This is a genomic window from Sphingomonas qomolangmaensis (assembly GCF_024496245.1).
Classification (GTDB): Bacteria; Pseudomonadota; Alphaproteobacteria; order Sphingomonadales; family Sphingomonadaceae; genus Sphingomonas; species Sphingomonas qomolangmaensis.
This window is the reverse complement of sequence record NZ_CP101740.1, coordinates 2,671,640-2,688,582: the sequence shown is the minus strand read 5'-3', so window position 1 is coordinate 2,688,582 and position 16,943 is coordinate 2,671,640. Positions and strand designations below refer to the sequence as shown.

The window sequence follows — 16,943 nt, the reverse complement described above, 5'->3', positions numbered from 1 at the left end:
CTTGCGATGGCTTGCGCATGCTGCGTTGAACCGGTTACAGGCCGGCAACCGATCATAATAAGACCGGAGAGGTTCATGAAATTATTGTTTACGGCGATGCTGGTTCCAGCCGCCCTGTCGATTGCCGCCACGCCCGCCGCGGCGCAAAATGCCGATGCCGGCGCGCAGGTCTTCAACACCTGCCGTGCGTGTCACACGCTCAACAAGGGCGGCCGCAACGGTGCCGGCCCCAATCTGCACGGGCTGTTCGGGCGCCAGGCGGCCGCCGCGACCGGCTTCAGCTACAGTCCTGCGCTCAAGGCATCGAAGATCCGCTGGGACGACAAGACGCTCAGCGAATATCTCGTAGCGCCCACCAAGCGGGTTCCGGGGACGCGGATGATGGTCAAAGTTCCCGACGCTGCCAAGCGCGCCGCGTTGATCGCCTATCTGAAGCGCGAAACCAGCAAATAATTGAGTTCAGGAGATTTTGGCGATGAAGGGACCAGCGGTTTTCCTTGCGCAGTTCATGGGTGACAGCGCACCGTTCGACACACTTGGCACGGCTGCGCGCTGGATGGCCGATGCCGGCTATGTCGGGGTGCAGATTCCGACCTGGGACAGCCGCTGCATCGATCTCGCCAAGGCCGCCGAAAGCCAGGATTATTGCGACGAGCTGGCGGGCACCTGCCGCGAGGCTGGCGTCGAGATCACCGAGCTGTCGACGCATCTACAGGGTCAGCTGGTCGCGGTGCATCCCGCCTATGACGTCGCCTTTGACGCCTTTGCGCCGCCGGAACTCCATGGCAAGCCGGTCGAGCGCCAAGCCTGGGCGGTCGAGCAGGTCAAGCTCGCCGCGCGCGCCAGCCGCAGGCTGGGGCTGAACGCCGCCGCCACCTTCTCGGGCGCGCTCGCCTGGCCCTATCTCTACCCTTGGCCACCGCGCCCCGCCGGGCTGGTCGAGGAGGCTTTTGCCGAACTCGCCAAGCGCTGGCGCCCGATCCTCGATGTGTACGAGGAGGAGGGGATCGACCTCGCCTATGAAATCCACCCGGGCGAAGACCTGCACGACGGCGTCACCTTCGAACGCTTCCTGGCGGGCGTCGACAACCACCCGCGCGCCAACATCCTTTACGACCCCAGCCATTATGTGCTGCAATCACTCGACTATCTGCAGTTCATCGATTTCTACCACGAGCGAATCCGGATGTTCCACGTCAAGGACGCCGAGCTCAATCCCAATGGTCGCTCGGGGGTCTATGGCGGCTTCCAGGACTGGGTCGATCGCCCCGGCCGCTTCCGCTCGCTCGGCGACGGGCAGGTCGATTTCGGCGGGATCTTCTCGAAGCTCACGCAATATGGCTATGCCGGCTGGGCGGTGCTCGAATGGGAATGCTGCCTCAAGCATCCCGAGGACGGTGCCCGCGAAGGCGCGCCCTTCATCGAGGCGCATATGATCCGCAAGGCCGAGGGCGCGTTCGACGATTTCGCCGGCGGCGGCGACCCTGCGCTCAATCGTGCGATGTTGGGCTTGACCTGAGCCGCGGCGCCGCTCAGCTTGTAAGACAATAACAATAATCAGGGGGTGGGTGCGTGAGTAGCAAAGCGAGCGCCGCAATGCCGGGCGTCCAGGGCGTCAACAAGAGCCGGCTGTTCTGGCTGGGGGTGCTGGCGCTGTTCACCGCGGCGTCGAGCCTCGGCATCCGCGGCGCGATCGCCAGCGGGCTCAAGGCCGAATGGATCGATCCGATCGCGCCGTTGCAGGCGGGCGAACTGCTCGCCGCCGCGCTCGGCGCGGCGTTCCTGAGCTTCGCGATCACGGTGTTCGTCGCCTCCACCCTCCTTGACCAGATCGGGATGAAGCGCTGCCTGCTCGGCGCGGGGCTTTGCTTCGTCCTCGGCCCGCTCGCGATCGTGTTCGCGGGCGATCTCGCCACGGGCATGAACATCTATCATTTCGTGTGGTTCGGCATGCTGGTCAGCGGGATCGGCTGGGGGCTCACCGAAGCCGCGATCAACCCGCTCACCGCGCAGCTCTATCCCGAGGACACGACGCACCGATTGAACGTGCTCCACGCCTGGTTCCCCGGCGGCATCATCGTCGGCGGGCTCGCGGGCTTCTTCCTCGCCGATACGCTGCCCTGGCAGGGGATCATGGCGCTGGTACTGATCCCCGCGATCGCGACGATCGTGATCGCCGCCACCACCACCTTCCCGCCGGCGCTGCGCGAGGAAACCGGCGTCGGCTTCGGCGAGATGCTGGGCGAGGTGTTCCGCCGCCCCAGCTTCTTCATCTGGTTCGGCGCGATGTTCCTGACCGCCGCATCCGAGCTCGCGCCCGGCCAGTGGATCGACGTCGCGCTCAGCAACCGCGTTGGCATGCGCGGCATCCTGCTGCTGGTCTATGTCAACGCGCTGATGTTCGTCTTCCGCCACTTCGCCGGCCGGCTCGCGAACAAGATCTCGAACCCCGGCCTGTTGTGGGTGTCGAGCCTGCTCGCCGCGGTCGGGCTGTTCATGCTCAGCCAGGCGCAGTCGCCGATCGCGGCGATCATCGCCTCGACGGTCTGGGGCTTGGGCGTCTGCGTGATGTGGCCGACGATGCTCGCCTCGGTCGCCGAGCGCTATCCGCGCGGCGGATCCTGGGCGATGGGGCTGGTTGGATCGGCGGGCGCGATGGCGAGCTTCTTCGTGCTGCCGCAGCTCGGCGCGATGTTCGATGAGGCCAAGATCGAGTTCGCCGGCGGCCCCGCCGCCTTCGCCTCGCTCACCGGCGCGGCCAAGCTCGCGGTCGAGGATGCCGCCGCGTCGCTGTCGTTCCAGCGGCTGGCGATCCTGCCGCTGATCCTGCTCGCGGTGTTCGGCGTCATTTGGCTGCGCGAACGCGGCAAGTCGCGCGCGCAGCTGGCGGGCGAGGCTGCATGAAGCTGTCGCGCCGATCGGTGCTGGCGGCGGGCGCGATCGGCGCGGCGGGCGCCGGCGCTGCCGCCGTCGGCAGCGGCATCGGTGGTGGCAGCGGTATCCGCGGGGGCCAGAACCGCGCGACCTTCTCGCTGAAATACGCGCCGCATGAAGGCAGCTTCAAAAGCCGCGGCAACCGGCTCGAACAGATCGCCTATGCCGCCGACCAAGGCTTCACCGCCTGGGAAGACAATGAAGCCGCCGGCCGCAGCGTCGCCGACCAGAATGCGATGGCGCGCGCGCTTCGGCAGCGCGGGATGACGATGGGGGTGTTCGTCGCCAGCATGCCGCGCTGGGCCGATTTCCGCCCGGTGCTCGGCGGCAACGACGATGCCGATCGCGATCGCTTCCTTGCCGACATCCGCGCGTCGGTCGACGTCGCCAAGCGGCTCGATGCCCGGCATGCGACGATCGTCACCGGCTTCGTCGATCGCAGGCTGCCGATCGAACTACAGACCGCGCGCGTGATCGACGTGCTCCGCCGCGCCGCCGACCTCTATGCGCCGCACAACATCACCATGGTGATGGAGCCGCTCAACACGCTGGTGAATCATCCCGGCGTCTTCATGACGACGATCCCGCAGGGCTTCGCGGTTGCACGCGCGATAAATAGCCCGGCGATCAAGGTGCTCGCCGACCTGTATCACGAGCAGATTCAGGCGGGGAACCTCATCAATACGCTGGGCGCCTGCTGGAACGAGATCGGCTATATCCAGTTCGGCGATAATCCGGGGCGCAACGAGCCCGGATCGGGCGAGATCAACTACCAGAACGTGGTGCGCTGGCTGCGCGCCAAGCGCTTCGGCGGGGTGATCGGGATGGAACATGGCAATTCGGTCGAGGGCCGCGCGGGCGAGGACCGGCTGGTCGCCGCCTATCGCGCGATCGACGCTGCATGAGGGGAAGAAGCGTGAAACGGACCATCTTGACGATCGGCGCGCTGGCGTCGCTTGGGGGCATCGGCGTGGCGCAGGACAAGGCGCCGGAAAAGCCCGGCTTTCGCGACACCCCGATGCTGCCCGGTGGCCAGTGGCACGTCCATGATTCGGAACGCCCCGCGCCCACCGTCGTGACCCCCGCCCCCACCGCGGGTGCGGCGCCTTCGGACGCGATCGTCCTATTCGACGGGTCCTCGCTCGATGCCTGGACCGCGCAAGGCACGCCGTGGAAGGTCGAGGGCGGCATTTTCACCGTCCCCGCGCGCGTCGGCGGCAAGGACAGTTCGCTCAGCACCAAGCAGAGCTTCGGCGACGTCCAGCTCCATCTCGAATTCCGCAGCCCGACCCCGCCGACCAAGAGCTCGCAGGACCGCGGCAACAGCGGCATCTGGTTCATGCAGCGCTACGAGATCCAGATCCTCGACGGCTATCAGAACCCCACTTATGCCGACGGCACCGTCGGCGCGATCTATGCCTGGAAGCCGCCGCTGGTGAACGCCTCGCGCAAGCCCGGCGAATGGCAGAGCTACGACGTGGTGTTCGAACGCCCGCGCTTCGGCGACGGCGGCAAGCTGCTGCGCCCCGCCTACATCACCGCCTTCCTCAACGGCGTGCTGGTCCAGCATCGCCAGCCCTGGCTCGGCACCACCGTCTGGCGCCAGGTCGGCAAATACGAAGCGCATGGCGATGCCGCGCCGATCCAGCTGCAGGACCATGATTCGCCCGTTTCTTTCCGCAACATCTGGGTGCGCCCGCTGCCCGAGGCAGCACTCAGCCATGACTTTCAAGGAGCCGTGAAATGATCGACCGCAGAAATGCGCTCGCCGGAATGGCGGCGATGTTCGGTACCGCGCTGTTCGCCCCGATCGCGCGCGCCGCGGCGGGGCAAGTGGTGCCGATCAGCGATGGTGCGGCGACGACGGCGGTCTTCACCGCCGAACAGCGCGCGCTGATGACCGCGCTCAGCGAACGCATCATGCCGACCACCGACACCCCCGGCGCGATCGCCGCCGAGGTGCCGCAGTTCATCGAAAAGCTGCTCGCCGACTGGGCGTTGCCCGAGGATCGCGTGCCGATCGTCGCCGGGCTCGACGCGATCGATGCGCGCAGCCGCAGCGATTACAAGCTCGCGGGATCGAAGGCGAGCGCGGCGCAGCACGACGCGCTGCTGACGCTGGCGATGAACGACCAGCTGCCCGGCGGAAAGGATTTCTTCGAGAAGTTCCGCCAGCTCGTCGTCACCGGCTATTTCACCTCCGAAATCGGCATCATGCAGGAACGCGAATATCTGCCGGTGCCCGGCCGCTATGACGGCGCGCACCGCTACACCAATGGCACAAAGGTCTTTTCGGCATGAACCTGAACCGCCGCCAGATCCTCGGCACCGGCGCCGCGCTCACCGCGCTCGCCGCCGCCGGCCCCGCCTTCGCGCAGCGCCGCGCCCGACCGATCGGCCTGCAGCTCTACACCGTGCGCGAATTGTTCGGCCCCGATCCGATGGGCACGCTCGAGAAGATCGCCAGGATCGGCTATCGCGAGGTCGAATTCGGCGGCGGCGGCTATGACAAGATGGACCATACCGCGCTTCGCCGGACGATGGACCGGTTGGGGCTCAGCGCACCCTCGATCCACGTGCCCTATGAAATGCTGCTCGCCGATTTCGACGGCGCGGTGAAGATGGCCAAAACGCTCGGTGCCGACACCATCATCCTGCCTTACATGACCGAGCCCAATCGCACGCTCCCGGTCTTCACCAAGGCGATCGCCGATTTCAGCCGCTTCGCCGAACGGCTCAAGAAGCAGGGGCTCGATTTCGCTTATCACAACCATGACTTCGAATTCACGCTCAAGCCCGAAGGGCGCAGCCTGTACGAGCGGCTGATCGCCGATACCGATCCGGCGCTGGTGAAGATCGAGCTCGACTTGTTCTGGACGATCGCCGCGGGGGTCGATCCCAAGGCGCTGATCCGCAGCATGCCCGGCCGCATCTATGCCTATCATGTCAAGGATCGCACCGCCGACGGCAAGATGACCAGCGTTGGCAAGGGCACGATCGACTTCGCCGACATCTTCACGCTCAACGCCGTCGCCGGCGTGCGGCATTTCTATGTCGAGAACGACCAGTCGCCCGCGCCCTATCTGCCCGACATCACCACCAGCTTCCAGACGCTCAGCCGCCTGCGCGCCTGACCCTGTATTCGAGGATTTCCACATGCAAGCGACCGACAAGTTCGACGCGATCGTCATCGGCTCCGGGGTGAGCGGCGGTTGGGCGGCGAAGGAACTGACCGAAAAGGGACTTCGCGTCCTGATGCTCGACCGCGGCGTCATGGTCGAGCACGGCGAGGACTATGATTACGACGGCAAGCCGGCCTTCGAAATCCCCGCGCGCGACGCGATGCCCGCCAAGCTGATCCAGAGCGACTATTTCATCGCCAAGCACGGCTATGTCGCGCCGAGCACGCAGAAATATTACAATAACGACCGGCTGAACCCCTATGCCTATGACGAGGGGGACAAATTCTACTGGATCCGCCCCGGTGCGGTCGGCGGCAAGTCGCTGATCTGGGGGCGCTGGAGCTTCCGCTGGAGCCCCGAGGATTTCGAGGCCAACAAGCGCGAGAATGTCGCGATCGACTGGCCGATCCGCTATGACGACGTCGCGCCCTGGTACGACTATGTCGAGAAATATATCGGCGTCTCGGGCTCGCGCGAGAATCTGCCCCAGCTGGCCGACAGCGTGTTCCAGCCGCCGATGCAGATGAACGTCGCCGAGAAATGGCTCAAGCAGCGGCTCGAGACGACGTCGCCGGGGCGCAAGCTCATCAACACCCGGCTGTCGAACATGACCGAGGACAAGCCCGAGCAGGGCCGCACCAAATGCCAGTATCGCAACCAATGCGGTCGCGGCTGCTCGTTCGGCGCCTATTTCTCGACCCAGGCGGTCACGCTGCCCGCGGCGCGCGCGACCGGCCGGTTGACGCTTCGCGCCAATGCGATGGTCACCAACCTCGAATATGACGCCACGCGAAAGCGCGTCACCGGGGTTCGCGTGGTCGACACCCAGACCAACCAGGCCGAGATCATCCCCGCCGGCCTCGTTTTCATGTGCGCTTCGGCGATGGCATCGACGCAGATCATGCTGAACACCCGCGCTGCTGGTTCGACCAAGAGCGTGTTCGACACCAGCGGCACGCTCGGCCGCTATGTGATGGATCACATCTTCCGCGTCGGTGTTAGCGGCAAGATCCCCGGCATGACCGAGTTCATCGAATATGGCCGTCGCCCCGGCGGCGTCTATATCCCGCGCTTCCGCAACGTCGGCGGCCAAGAGGGCGTCGGCTTCAAGCGCGGCTATGGCTATCAGGGGAGCGCGCAGCGCAGCCCGATGTATCCGGTCGGTTTCGGCGAATCGATGAAGCAGGGGATGCGCGGCTATGCGCCGTGGAGCTTCGGCATGACCGCGTTCGGCGAATGCCTGCCCTATGAGGACAACCGCATCAGCCTGCACCCCGACAAGGTCGACCGCTTCGGCATGCCGCTGGTGCGCTTCGACGTCACCTTCCGCGACAATGAAATGAAGATGATGACCGACGCGCGCGAACAGGGCGAAGAGATGCTGCGCAAGGCGGGCCTCACCGACGTCCATAGCTGGCGCGGCGAGCATGTGCCGGGCGATGCGATCCACGAAATGGGCGGCGCGCGGATGGGCGCCGATCCGCGCCAGTCGGTGGTCAACAAATGGGGCCAGGCGCACGACGCCGCGAACCTGTTCATCACCGACGGCGCGGTGATGACCTCGGTATCGTGCGTTAACCCCTCGCTCACCTTCATGGCACTCACCGCCCGCGCGGTGGACCATGCGGTAAAGCTGAAGAAAGCCGGCACGATCTGACATGCCACCCCTCGCGAGAGCGAGGGGGCGGTTGGATGACGGTCAAACCGGGAAGTGGCCCGCGCGTATGGACCAGTCTTTGGCATCCCGGCTGATCGCCCTTGCCGCCCATGATCGGGCGACAAGGACGCGGCTGGCGAGCGATGGCAGCCTGTTCGACGGCTATCATCCCGAGATGCAGGCCGTGCACGAATCCAATGCGCAGGCGCTGGAAACCATCATCGACGCGATCGGCTGGCCCATAGCGGATCGGGTGGGCGAAAGCGGGGCCGAAGCCGCGTGGCTGATCGCCCAGCATGCCATCGGCCTGCCGCCTTTTCAGCGCCGCTGCCTCGGGTTGCTCGAAGCGGCGGTCGCGCAAGGACAGGCGCCGGCTTGGCAAATGGCGATGATGTTCGACCGCGTCTGCGTCTTCGAAGGACGCGCTCAGCGCTACGGCTCGCAATTCGATTGGGACGACGATGGGCAGTTCAGCCCCTTGCCGATCGACGATCCCGATGGCGTCGACCGACGGCGAGCCGAAGTCGGGCTGGAGCCGTTATCGGCCGCGATCGCGAACCATCGGGCGCAGACGGAGGCCGGGGCCAAACCCGCCGATCTGGCCAGCCGCCGGAAGCGAATGGAGGAATGGGCGCAGCGCGTCGGATGGCGGTGAGGTGAATCAGCGCTTTTAGGCGCGCGGCAGCCGCCGCTCGACCACCAGCACCCCGACCGCCGCGGCGAACAGGCATGCCGCCAGGAACAGCATCGGCGCCAGGTCGCTGCCGGTCTCGTCGCGGATACGCGGCACCACCGTCTGCGCGACGAAGCCGCCCAGATTTCCCACCGAATTGATGATCGCCAGCCCCGCCGCGGCGCTTGCGCCGGTCAGGAAACGTGGCGGCAGCGTCCAGAATACCGGTTGGCCCGAGAAGATCGCGGGCGCGGCGATGCACAGCAAGGCGAACTTGGCGACCGCGCCGGGCACCACGACGCTGCCGATCAGGCAAATCCCGCCGAGGATTGCGGGCACCACGATATGCCAGCGCTGGTCGGCATAGCGCGCGGCGTGGCGCGGCACCGCCCACAGCGCGAGCCCCACCAGCACCCAGGGGATGACGTTGAGGAACCCGTTGACGGTATTCGACACCCCGAACCCCTGGACGATCGTCGGCAGCCAGTAGCTCAGGCCATAGGCCGCCAGCGGAAAGCCGACATAGGCGGCGCTCAGCATCAGCACGCGGGGGTCGAGCAGCGCGCGCAGCGGGTTGCCATGCGCCTCGCGCCCGCCGGCGATCCGCTCGGCCTCTAGCACCTCGGCGAGCCAGGTCTTCTGCGCCGGGGTCAGCCAGCGCGCCTCGTCCGGCCCGCTCGGCAGATAGCGCAGCACCACCGGCACCAGCAGCAGCGCGGGCGCGCCGGTCGCCAGGAACACCCATTGCCAGCCGCGCAGGCCCCCCAGCCCGTCGAGGTCGAGCAGCAGCCCGCCCAGCGCCGCGCCCACCGCATTGGCGACCGCGCTCGCCAGCATGAACAGCCCGATCGCGCGCGCGCGATGCGCCTGCGGGAACCACAGGGTCAGCGCATAGAGCACGCCGGGAAAGAACCCCGCCTCGGCCACCCCCAGCAGGAAGCGCAGGATGTAGAACATCGTCGGGCTCTGGGTGAAGCCCAGCAGCAGCGTGACGATCCCCCAGCTGGCCATGATCCGCGCGAACCAACGCCGCGCACCGACGCGCTCCAGGATCAGGTTGCTCGGCACCTCGAACAGGCAATAGCCGACGAAGAACAACCCCGCGCCCAGCCCATAGGCGGCTTCGCTGATGCCGAGGTCGCCGACCATCTGCAGCTTGGCATAGGACACGTTCTGGCGGTCGATATAGGCGACCATGTACAGCAGCCCGAGCAGCGGGATCAGCCGCCACGTCACGCGGCGCACCGTGCTGCGTCCAAGCTCGTCCATCATCGCTCCCCCGTCGTACCGCCCGCCACCGTCCGGGAAATGCCCGCCCCGTGCAAGCGCGGGCGATTCCTCCCCATGAATCTTTTTGCCCCGCGCGCGTCGCCCTATTGCTTTTGGGGAACGCCAGCTTGGTCCACGCGTCGCGGTCGATCGGCGGCCATCGGGGCACCCGGATATTCGACGAACCGCGCCGCGGTGCCGATTTACCGGCTTGTGCCTCGCCCGATTTGAGCACAATCTATAGTGGTAGCAACGGGGATACGGCCCAAGCGATGGTATCCGACGCACGATAGACCGATATCGTGGCACGGCTCGCTTCCGCTCTCCGGCGCAACATGATCACTTTTTGTTCTCGCGCAGCCGCGCTGGATGATAGCATCGGTATCCGCCCGCGAATCGAGGGGTGCATGCCGCACGAACGAGGGACGGGCCAGTCATGGATTTCAGGGACGATCAGCACGTGAGCGATACCGCGACCGACACCATCAGCGAAACCGCCGACGCCCCCAAGGCGCGCACCTCGCACACGATCGACAAGCAGCTCTATGCTGTCGAGGTCGATCATTCGCGCGACGCGCTGCTGACCGATTTCGGCAAGGAAACGCTCAAGGATCGCTATCTGCTGCCGGGTGAGAGCTACCAGGACCTCTTCGTGCGTGTCGCTTCGGCCTACGCCGACGACGCCGAACACGCGCAGCGGCTCTACGATTATATCTCGAAGCTGTGGTTCATGCCCGCAACGCCGGTACTGTCGAACGGCGGCACCGGGCGCGGGCTGCCGATCAGCTGCTACCTCAATTCGGTCCCTGACAGCCTAGAGGGCATCGTCCAGACCTGGAACGAGAATGTCTGGCTCGCCTCGCGCGGTGGCGGCATCGGCACCTATTGGGGCAATGTCCGCGGCATCGGCGAGCCGGTTGGACTCAACGGCAAGACCAGCGGCATCATCCCGTTCGTGCGCGTGATGGATTCGCTGACGCTGGCGATCAGCCAGGGCTCGCTTCGCCGTGGTTCGGCTGCCTGCTATCTCGACGTCTCGCATCCCGAAATCGAGGAATTCCTCGAAATCCGCAAACCCAGCGGCGACTTCAACCGCAAGGCGCTCAACCTGCACCACGGCGTGCTGATCCCCGACGCCTTCATGGAAGCCGTCCGCGCGGGCGACGAATGGCAGCTCAAGAGCCCCAAGGACGGCAGCGTCCGCGCGACGGTCGACGCCCGCTCGCTGTTCCAGAAGCTGGTCGAGACTCGCCTCGCGACCGGCGAGCCCTATATCGTCTTCAGCGATCACGTGAATTCGACGATGCCCAAGCATCATCGCGACCTGGGGCTCAAGGTTTCGACCTCGAACCTTTGCAGCGAGATCACGCTGCCCACCGGGCGCGATCACCTCGGCAACGACCGCACCGCGGTGTGCTGCCTCTCGTCGCTCAACATCGAAACCTGGGACGAGTGGAACGGCGACAAGCGCTTCATCGAGGACGTGATGCGCTTCCTCGACAATGTGCTGCAGGACTATATCGACCGCGCCGAGCCCGGCATGGAGCGCGCCGCCTATTCGGCGATGCGCGAGCGTTCGGTCGGCCTTGGCGTCATGGGCTTCCATTCGTTCCTGCAGGCACGCTGCCTGCCGTTCGAGGGCGCGATGGCCAAGTCGTGGAACCTGCGTATCTTCCGTCACGTCTCGACGCAGGTGAACGAAGCCTCGATGCAGCTCGCGATCGAGCGCGGCCCCTGCCCCGACGCCGCCGACATGGGCGTGATGGAGCGGTTCAGCTGCAAGATGGCGATCGCGCCGACCGCGTCGATCAGCATCATCTGCGGCGGCACCAGCGCGTGCATCGAGCCGATCCCGGGCAATATCTATACCCACAAGACGCTCTCGGGCAGCTTCGTGGTACGCAACCCGCATCTCGAAAAATTGCTGTCGACCAAGTCGAAGAATTCGGACGCGATCTGGAATTCGATCCTCGAAAAGGGCGGCAGCGTCCAGCATCTCGATTTCCTGAACCAGGACGAGAAGGACGCGTTCAAGACCAGCTTCGAGATCGACCAGCGCTGGCTGCTCGAGCTCGCGGGCGATCGCACCCCCTATATCGACCAGGCGCAGTCGCTGAACCTGTTCATTCCCGCCGATGTCGAGAAGTGGGATTTGCTGATGCTCCACTTCCGCGCGTGGGAATTGGGGATCAAGTCGCTCTATTATCTCCGCTCGAAGTCGATGCAGCGCGCAGGCTTTGCGGGCAGCGGCGGGGTCGAGGCCGACAACACGATCGACAAGCCGACCTTCGATCTGGGCGAATCGACCGATTATGACGAGTGCCTAGCCTGCCAGTGAGGCAATCGCACCGAGCATGAGGAAAACCCCGGCGTCTCGCCCGAGACGCCGGGGTTTTCTCTTTGCGCCGCTACCCCCCGCACCACCGCCCGCCCGCGATGTTGACAAACCCGCCCCGGCATCGCACTAGATGCGAATTGTTTGCATTAGCGGGTTAGAGGTTCAATGCCGCACGGGGGCTTCTCGATCACCGACCATTGCCTGCGCGGTTGCGCGCAAGCGCCGATGCGCGACGCCTGACCCGAATGCATCAACTAACCACGATTCCGGCGCGTCCGCGCAAGCCAGCGCGCAAGGCGTTCTGGCTGAAACAGGCCTATCTCTGGCATTGGATCAGCTCGGCGGTCAGCCTGGTCGGGCTGCTGCTGTTCGCGATTACCGGCATCACGCTCAACCATGCCGGCGAGATCGAATCGTCGCCCAGGGTCAGCACCGCCGCCGCGACCTTGCCCGCGCCTTTGCTCGCGCAGCTCTCCTCGACCGACCAGACCGCGCGGCCGATCCCCAGCCCCGTCGCGCGCTGGATCGAGGAGGAGATCGGCCTCGCCCCCAGCGCCAACGCCGAATGGAGCGACGGCGAGGTCTATGTCGCGCTGCCGCGCCCCGGCGGCGACGGCTGGGTGGCGATCGACAAGACGACCGGCGCGATCACCGCCGAAGTCACCGATCGCGGCTGGGTGTCGTGGCTCAACGACCTCCACAAGGGCCGCAACACCGGCGGCGCGTGGAAATGGTTCCTCGACATCTTCTCGGGCGCCTGCGTCGTCTTCGCACTCACCGGCTTCGTGCTGCTCCAGATCCACGCCAAGAAACGCCCCAGCACCTGGCCGCTGGTCGTACTCGGCCTCGCCATCCCCGCGATTCTCGCGCTTTTCTTCATCCATTGAGGACAACAATCATGCAGGTCCGCCACCAATTGCTGCTCACCGGCCTGCCGATGCTCGCGGTCGCCACCCCCGCGATCGCGCAGACCGCACAGGTCCAGCTCACGCTGCCGCGGCTCAAGGTCGCCGAGTATAACCGCCCCTATGTCGCGATCTGGCTCGAAAAGCCCGGCATGCCCGCGCGCACGCTGCAGATCTGGTATGATTTCGACATGGCCAAGAACGAGGGCACCAAGTGGCTGGGCGATGTCCGCAGCTGGTGGCGCGCCTCGGGCCGGACGATGCGCTTTCCCGCCGATGGCGTGACCGGCGCGACGCGCGCACCAGGCAAGCACATGGTCCGCGTGCCCACCGGCCAGCTGGCCCCCGGCCAATATGTGCTGGCGATCGAGGCGGCGCGCGAGGTCGGCGGGCGCGAGGTCGTCCGCGTTCCCTTCAGCTGGCCGCCCAAGCCCGGCCAGACCTTTGCCGCATCGGGCACATCCGAACTGGGCGCGGTCGCGCTCGCCTTCACGCGCTGAACCTTACCGCGCCAATCAGGGGAAACATCGCCATGCTTCGCACCGCAATCGCCGTCACCGCGCTCGCGCTCGCCGCGGTTCCCGCCACGCTCCAGGCGCATCGCCTGTGGATGATGCCCTCGACCACGGTCATCTCGAGCGCCGATGGCTGGGTGACCTTCGACGCCGCCGCCTCGAACGACGTGTTCCACGCCGATCACCAGCCGCTGCGCGTCGAACCCGCCGCCTTCGCCCCCGATGGCAGCGAGGCCAAGATCGAGAATTTCGCCACCGGGCGCTTCCGCAGCACCTTCGACCTCCACTTGACCCAGCCGGGCACCTGGAAGGTGGCGATGCTGAGCGACGGCGTCGGCGGCAGCTACCAGCTGGCCGGTGAAGAGAAGCGGCTGCCGCGCGGGACCACCGCCGACAAGCTGCCGGGCATCATCCCGGCGGGTGCGACCGATGTGAAGCTGATGCAGATCGAGGGGCGCAACGAGGTGTTCGTCACCTCGGGCGCGCCGACCGACGCCGTGCTTCGCCCGACCGGCAAGGGGCTCGAGCTGGTCGCCGAAACGCATCCCAACGATGTGGTGACCGGCGAGGATGCGGTGTTCGGCTTCACCGTCGACGGCAAGCCAGCCGCTGGGCTAGAAGTGCTCGTCGTGCGCGGCGGCAAGCGCTATCGCGACACGGTCGACGAACAGACGCTGAAAGCCGACGCCGCGGGCAAGGTCCGCGTGTCGTTCGCCGAGCCCGGCATGTACTGGCTCAACGCCAGCGCGAGCGGCCAGAGCGCCACGATCCCCAATGCCGCGCGCCGGATGAGCTACACCACCACGCTGGAAGTGCTCGGCGCCTGACGATGCACGTCGCGCTGCCCGCGCTCGTCGCGCCCGAGGCATTCGCCCGGCGCGACGCGGCGGCGCGGATCGCGCGGTTCGGCGGCGAGGCGATGGGGACGAGCTGGTCGGCGCTGGTCGTGGCGCCGCCGCCGGGGCTTGAAGCCGAATTGTGGCGCACGATCGATGCGGTGATCGCCTCGATGAGCCAGTGGCGGCCCGACTCGGCGCTGTCGGCGTTCAACCGCGCGCCGATCGGCGAATGGTGGGCGCTGCCCGCCGATCTCGCCGAGGTGCTGGCTACCGCAGTCGCAATCGGGGGAGCAAGCGATGGCGCGTTCGACCCGGCCTGCGGCGCGCTCGCCGATCTCTGGGGCTTCGGCCCGCCGGGACCGCGTACCAGTGTTCCCTCCCCGCGCGAGGTCACCGATGCGCTGGCGCGGAGCGGCACACGGCATCTCGAGCTCGATGCGCGCCGCGCGCGCCGCCACGCCCGAATCGCGCTCGACCTGTCGGGGATCGCCAAGGGCCATGCGGTCGATCGGCTCGCCGCGACCTGCCGCGCCGCGGGGGCGCAAGACTTCCTCGTGGAAATCGGCGGGGAATATGCCGGCGGCGGTATCCGCCCCGACGGCCAACCCTGGTGGGTCGCGGTCGAAGCCCCGCCGGGGCTGGCCGCCAATCTGCGTATCGGCCTGCACGACCTCGCGGTGGCCACGTCAGGCGATTATCGCCGTTTCGTCGCACAAGATGGCCACCGCTTTGGCCACAGCATCGACCCGCGCACCGGCTGGCCGATCGACAACGGCATCGTCTCGGCGACGGTGGTCGCTGCCGATTGTATGTCCGCCGATGGCTGGGCGACCGCGTTGACGGTGCTGGGGGGCGACGCCGCGATGGCGACCGCCGAGCGCAACGGCGTGGCGGCGCAACTGCGCGCGGGCGATGGCCGCGAATGGATCACCCCCGCGCTGGCGGCGATGCTGTCCTGACCCACCCACCGTTCGTGCTGAGTAGCTGCTGAGCCCGTCGAAGTAGCGTATCGAAGCACCGCCGCTTGGGGCACATCCTTCGATACGGGTCTTCGCCTGCGCTCGGCCCCTACTCAGGACGAACGGGAGTTGGTCAACTCACCCCACGAACGCCCGCTCGATCACGAAGTCCGCCGGCCGCGCGTTCGAGCCTTCCTCGAACCCCGCCTCCTCGAGCAGCTTGGCGAAATCGGCGATCATCGCGGTACTGCCGCACATCATCACCCGATCGGTTGCGCGATCGAATGCCGGCGGCCCCTCGATCGACGCGGCGAACAGCGTGCCGTCCTCGATCAGCCCCTGGATCCGCTTGCTCGTGTGGAACGGCTCGCGCGTCACCGTCGGGATATAGTGGAACTGCGTCTGCGCCTGTTCGCCGACCAGGGGATCGTCGGCCAGCTTGCCCGACAATTCCTCGTGAAACGCAAGATCGCTCACGCGGCGCACCGAATGCACCAGCACGATCTGTTCGAACCGCTCATAGGTGTCGGGATCGCGCAGCAGGCTGAGGAACGGCGCCAACCCGGTGCCGGTCGACAGCAGGAACAGCCGCTTGCCCGGGGTCAGCGCGTCGGTGACCAGCGTGCCGGTCGGCTTGCGCCCCATGTACAGTTCATCGCCCGCGACGACATTCTGCAACCGCGACGTCAGCGGGCCGTCCTCGACCTTGATCGACAGGAACTCGATCTCGTCATGATAGGCGGCGCTCGAAATCGAATAGGCGCGCATCAGCGGCTTGTCGTCGCCCTGCAGCCCCAGCATCACGAACTCGCCCGAACGGAAGCGGAAGCTGGACGGGCGATCGACCGCCAGGCTGAACAGATGCTCGTTCCAGTGGCGCACCCATTTCACCTCGACGGTGTCGAAGGCGGCGTGCGGCGGCTGGGTCAGCTTCGGGCGGGGGGCGTGCAAGGGACAGTCTCCGGTAGCGCCAGGCGGCGCGGCTTGTCGGCGGTCGTTACCGACCCGCGGCGAATCGATCAACGCCGACGCGTACAGCGTGTGATGATGGCGGGGGCATAGCGCGGGCACGCGTGTGAGTCGCGCCAGCTAATCTATGGCGCAGCCAAGCAGCCGTTGAGGCCGCGGCTCGATCGCCCGGTCAGTGTGCGGGGGTTTCGAGCCCGGTGACGATCATCTCGGCATAGGTGCGGCCGATCTGTTCGGCGCTCGCCTCGCTCTGGTCGGGGCGGTACCAGCGATGCGTCCACCCTAGCACGCCGAGCACGCCATAGGCGACGATGTCCGAGGGGCCGACATTGCGGAAGCTGCCATCGGCATAGCCTTCCTCGATGATCGCGATCACCATGTCGGTGGTCTTGCGGTTCACCCGGCGCATGTCCTTCGACCATTGCGCGCGCTGGTGCCCGGCATCGCTCATATTCTCGCGGATGAAGATGTAGAATAGCGGATAATGCTCGCCATAGGATGCCATCAGCAGCATCACGAGGTCGCGGAGCTTGGCGCGCGGCGCGAGCGCGCTCTGCTCGATCTGCTGCGCGATTTCGTAGTTGCGATCGACCGCGGCGCGCACGACGTCGTCGAACAGCGCTTCCTTCGACGATACGTAATAATAGAGCGAGGCGCGATCGACTCCCATTTCGTCGGCGACCGCGGTCATGCTCGCGCGATC

General features: G+C 66.5%; 17 protein-coding genes. 14 read left to right on the top strand and 3 right to left on the bottom strand.

Annotation, left to right across the window (positions count from 1 at the left end; genetic code table 11):
* Window positions 1-75: 75 nt before the first annotated feature.
* The 9 genes from NMP03_RS12850 (at window position 76) to NMP03_RS12810 (ending at window position 8,428) form a co-directional block, all read left to right on the top strand.
* Window positions 76-453 carry a c-type cytochrome gene (locus NMP03_RS12850; protein ID WP_256505843.1) on the top strand — a complete coding sequence of 126 codons (378 nt, stop codon included), beginning with the start codon at window positions 76-78 and terminating at the stop codon, window positions 451-453.
* A gap of 22 nt (window positions 454-475) precedes the next feature.
* Window positions 476-1,519: a sugar phosphate isomerase/epimerase family protein gene (locus NMP03_RS12845; RefSeq protein ID WP_256505842.1), complete on the top strand. Its 1,044-nt coding sequence runs from the start codon at window positions 476-478 to the stop codon at window positions 1,517-1,519.
* A 53-nt stretch (window positions 1,520-1,572) separates the two neighbouring features.
* Window positions 1,573-2,904 (top strand): MFS transporter, encoded by a 1,332-nt coding sequence (locus NMP03_RS12840; protein ID WP_256505840.1) that lies wholly within the window; start codon window positions 1,573-1,575, stop codon window positions 2,902-2,904.
* Complete coding sequence (locus tag NMP03_RS12835; protein ID WP_256505835.1) at window positions 2,901-3,839, top strand: hydroxypyruvate isomerase family protein; 939 nt, start codon at window positions 2,901-2,903, stop codon at window positions 3,837-3,839. Before NMP03_RS12840 ends, NMP03_RS12835 begins: the two co-directional genes overlap by 4 nt.
* An 11-nt stretch (window positions 3,840-3,850) precedes the next feature.
* Complete coding sequence (locus NMP03_RS12830; RefSeq protein WP_256505834.1) at window positions 3,851-4,681, top strand: 3-keto-disaccharide hydrolase; 831 nt, start codon at window positions 3,851-3,853, stop codon at window positions 4,679-4,681.
* Complete coding sequence (locus NMP03_RS12825; RefSeq protein ID WP_256505833.1) at window positions 4,678-5,235, top strand: gluconate 2-dehydrogenase subunit 3 family protein; 558 nt, start codon at window positions 4,678-4,680, stop codon at window positions 5,233-5,235. Before NMP03_RS12830 ends, NMP03_RS12825 begins: the two co-directional genes overlap by 4 nt.
* Complete coding sequence (locus NMP03_RS12820) at window positions 5,232-6,068, top strand: sugar phosphate isomerase/epimerase family protein (RefSeq protein ID WP_256505832.1); 837 nt, start codon at window positions 5,232-5,234, stop codon at window positions 6,066-6,068. The genes NMP03_RS12825 and NMP03_RS12820 overlap by 4 nt, the downstream gene beginning before the upstream one ends.
* Before the next feature lie 22 nt (window positions 6,069-6,090).
* Window positions 6,091-7,773: a GMC family oxidoreductase gene (locus NMP03_RS12815; RefSeq protein ID WP_256505830.1), complete on the top strand. Its 1,683-nt coding sequence runs from the start codon at window positions 6,091-6,093 to the stop codon at window positions 7,771-7,773.
* 67 nt (window positions 7,774-7,840) lie between these two features.
* Window positions 7,841-8,428: a DUF6624 domain-containing protein gene (locus NMP03_RS12810; RefSeq protein ID WP_256505828.1), complete on the top strand. Its 588-nt coding sequence runs from the start codon at window positions 7,841-7,843 to the stop codon at window positions 8,426-8,428.
* Window positions 8,429-8,443: 15 nt separating this feature from the next.
* On the opposite strand, the gene NMP03_RS12805 is transcribed toward NMP03_RS12810, so the two are convergent.
* Entirely contained in the window at window positions 8,444-9,718 is a 1,275-nt protein-coding gene (locus tag NMP03_RS12805; protein ID WP_256505827.1) for an MFS transporter, read from the bottom strand.
* 433 nt (window positions 9,719-10,151) lie between these two features.
* Here NMP03_RS12805 and NMP03_RS12800 point away from each other — a divergent pair, with 433 nt between their 5' ends.
* The 5 genes from NMP03_RS12800 (at window position 10,152) to NMP03_RS12780 (ending at window position 15,271) form a co-directional block, all read left to right on the top strand.
* Window positions 10,152-12,053: a ribonucleoside-diphosphate reductase subunit alpha gene (locus NMP03_RS12800; RefSeq protein WP_256505826.1), complete on the top strand. Its 1,902-nt coding sequence runs from the start codon at window positions 10,152-10,154 to the stop codon at window positions 12,051-12,053.
* A 245-nt stretch (window positions 12,054-12,298) separates the two neighbouring features.
* A complete protein-coding gene (locus NMP03_RS12795) occupies window positions 12,299-12,940 on the top strand; it encodes a PepSY-associated TM helix domain-containing protein (RefSeq protein ID WP_256505825.1) in 642 nt (213 codons plus the stop codon).
* Between the two features lie 11 nt (window positions 12,941-12,951).
* Window positions 12,952-13,458 (top strand): DUF2271 domain-containing protein, encoded by a 507-nt coding sequence (locus tag NMP03_RS12790; RefSeq protein WP_256505824.1) that lies wholly within the window; start codon window positions 12,952-12,954, stop codon window positions 13,456-13,458.
* Window positions 13,459-13,490: 32 nt separating this feature from the next.
* Complete coding sequence (locus NMP03_RS12785; RefSeq protein ID WP_256505823.1) at window positions 13,491-14,300, top strand: DUF4198 domain-containing protein; 810 nt, start codon at window positions 13,491-13,493, stop codon at window positions 14,298-14,300.
* 2 nt (window positions 14,301-14,302) lie between these two features.
* Window positions 14,303-15,271 (top strand): FAD:protein FMN transferase, encoded by a 969-nt coding sequence (locus NMP03_RS12780; protein WP_256505822.1) that lies wholly within the window; start codon window positions 14,303-14,305, stop codon window positions 15,269-15,271.
* A gap of 138 nt (window positions 15,272-15,409) precedes the next feature.
* On the opposite strand, the gene NMP03_RS12775 is transcribed toward NMP03_RS12780, so the two are convergent.
* Together NMP03_RS12775 and NMP03_RS12770 are read right to left on the bottom strand one after the other, a co-directional pair.
* Window positions 15,410-16,222, bottom strand: coding sequence for a ferredoxin--NADP reductase (locus tag NMP03_RS12775; RefSeq protein ID WP_256505821.1), 813 nt, complete (start codon window positions 16,220-16,222; stop codon window positions 15,410-15,412).
* 190 nt (window positions 16,223-16,412) lie between these two features.
* Window positions 16,413-16,931 (bottom strand): TetR family transcriptional regulator, encoded by a 519-nt coding sequence (locus NMP03_RS12770; RefSeq protein WP_256505820.1) that lies wholly within the window; start codon window positions 16,929-16,931, stop codon window positions 16,413-16,415.
* Between the last annotated feature and the right edge of the window lie 12 nt (window positions 16,932-16,943).

What these genes read in the sequence shown, in the direction of transcription:
- NMP03_RS12850 (WP_256505843.1), top strand. Translation starts at nt 76, where the DNA reads ATGAAATTATTGTTTACGGCGATGCTGGTTCCAGCCGCCCTGTCGATT.
- NMP03_RS12845 (WP_256505842.1), top strand. Translation starts at nt 476, where the DNA reads ATGAAGGGACCAGCGGTTTTCCTTGCGCAGTTCATGGGTGACAGCGCA.
- NMP03_RS12835 (WP_256505835.1), top strand. Translation starts at nt 2,901, where the DNA reads ATGAAGCTGTCGCGCCGATCGGTGCTGGCGGCGGGCGCGATCGGCGCG.
- NMP03_RS12825 (WP_256505833.1), top strand. Translation starts at nt 4,678, where the DNA reads ATGATCGACCGCAGAAATGCGCTCGCCGGAATGGCGGCGATGTTCGGT.
- NMP03_RS12820 (WP_256505832.1), top strand. Translation starts at nt 5,232, where the DNA reads ATGAACCTGAACCGCCGCCAGATCCTCGGCACCGGCGCCGCGCTCACC.
- NMP03_RS12815 (WP_256505830.1), top strand. Translation starts at nt 6,091, where the DNA reads ATGCAAGCGACCGACAAGTTCGACGCGATCGTCATCGGCTCCGGGGTG.
- NMP03_RS12810 (WP_256505828.1), top strand. Translation starts at nt 7,841, where the DNA reads ATGGACCAGTCTTTGGCATCCCGGCTGATCGCCCTTGCCGCCCATGAT.
- NMP03_RS12805 (WP_256505827.1), bottom strand. Translation starts at nt 9,718, where the DNA reads ATGATGGACGAGCTTGGACGCAGCACGGTGCGCCGCGTGACGTGGCGG.
- NMP03_RS12800 (WP_256505826.1), top strand. Translation starts at nt 10,152, where the DNA reads ATGGATTTCAGGGACGATCAGCACGTGAGCGATACCGCGACCGACACC.
- NMP03_RS12795 (WP_256505825.1), top strand. Translation starts at nt 12,299, where the DNA reads ATGCATCAACTAACCACGATTCCGGCGCGTCCGCGCAAGCCAGCGCGC.
- NMP03_RS12790 (WP_256505824.1), top strand. Translation starts at nt 12,952, where the DNA reads ATGCAGGTCCGCCACCAATTGCTGCTCACCGGCCTGCCGATGCTCGCG.
- NMP03_RS12785 (WP_256505823.1), top strand. Translation starts at nt 13,491, where the DNA reads ATGCTTCGCACCGCAATCGCCGTCACCGCGCTCGCGCTCGCCGCGGTT.
- NMP03_RS12780 (WP_256505822.1), top strand. Translation starts at nt 14,303, where the DNA reads ATGCACGTCGCGCTGCCCGCGCTCGTCGCGCCCGAGGCATTCGCCCGG.
- NMP03_RS12770 (WP_256505820.1), bottom strand. Translation starts at nt 16,931, where the DNA reads ATGACCGCGGTCGCCGACGAAATGGGAGTCGATCGCGCCTCGCTCTAT.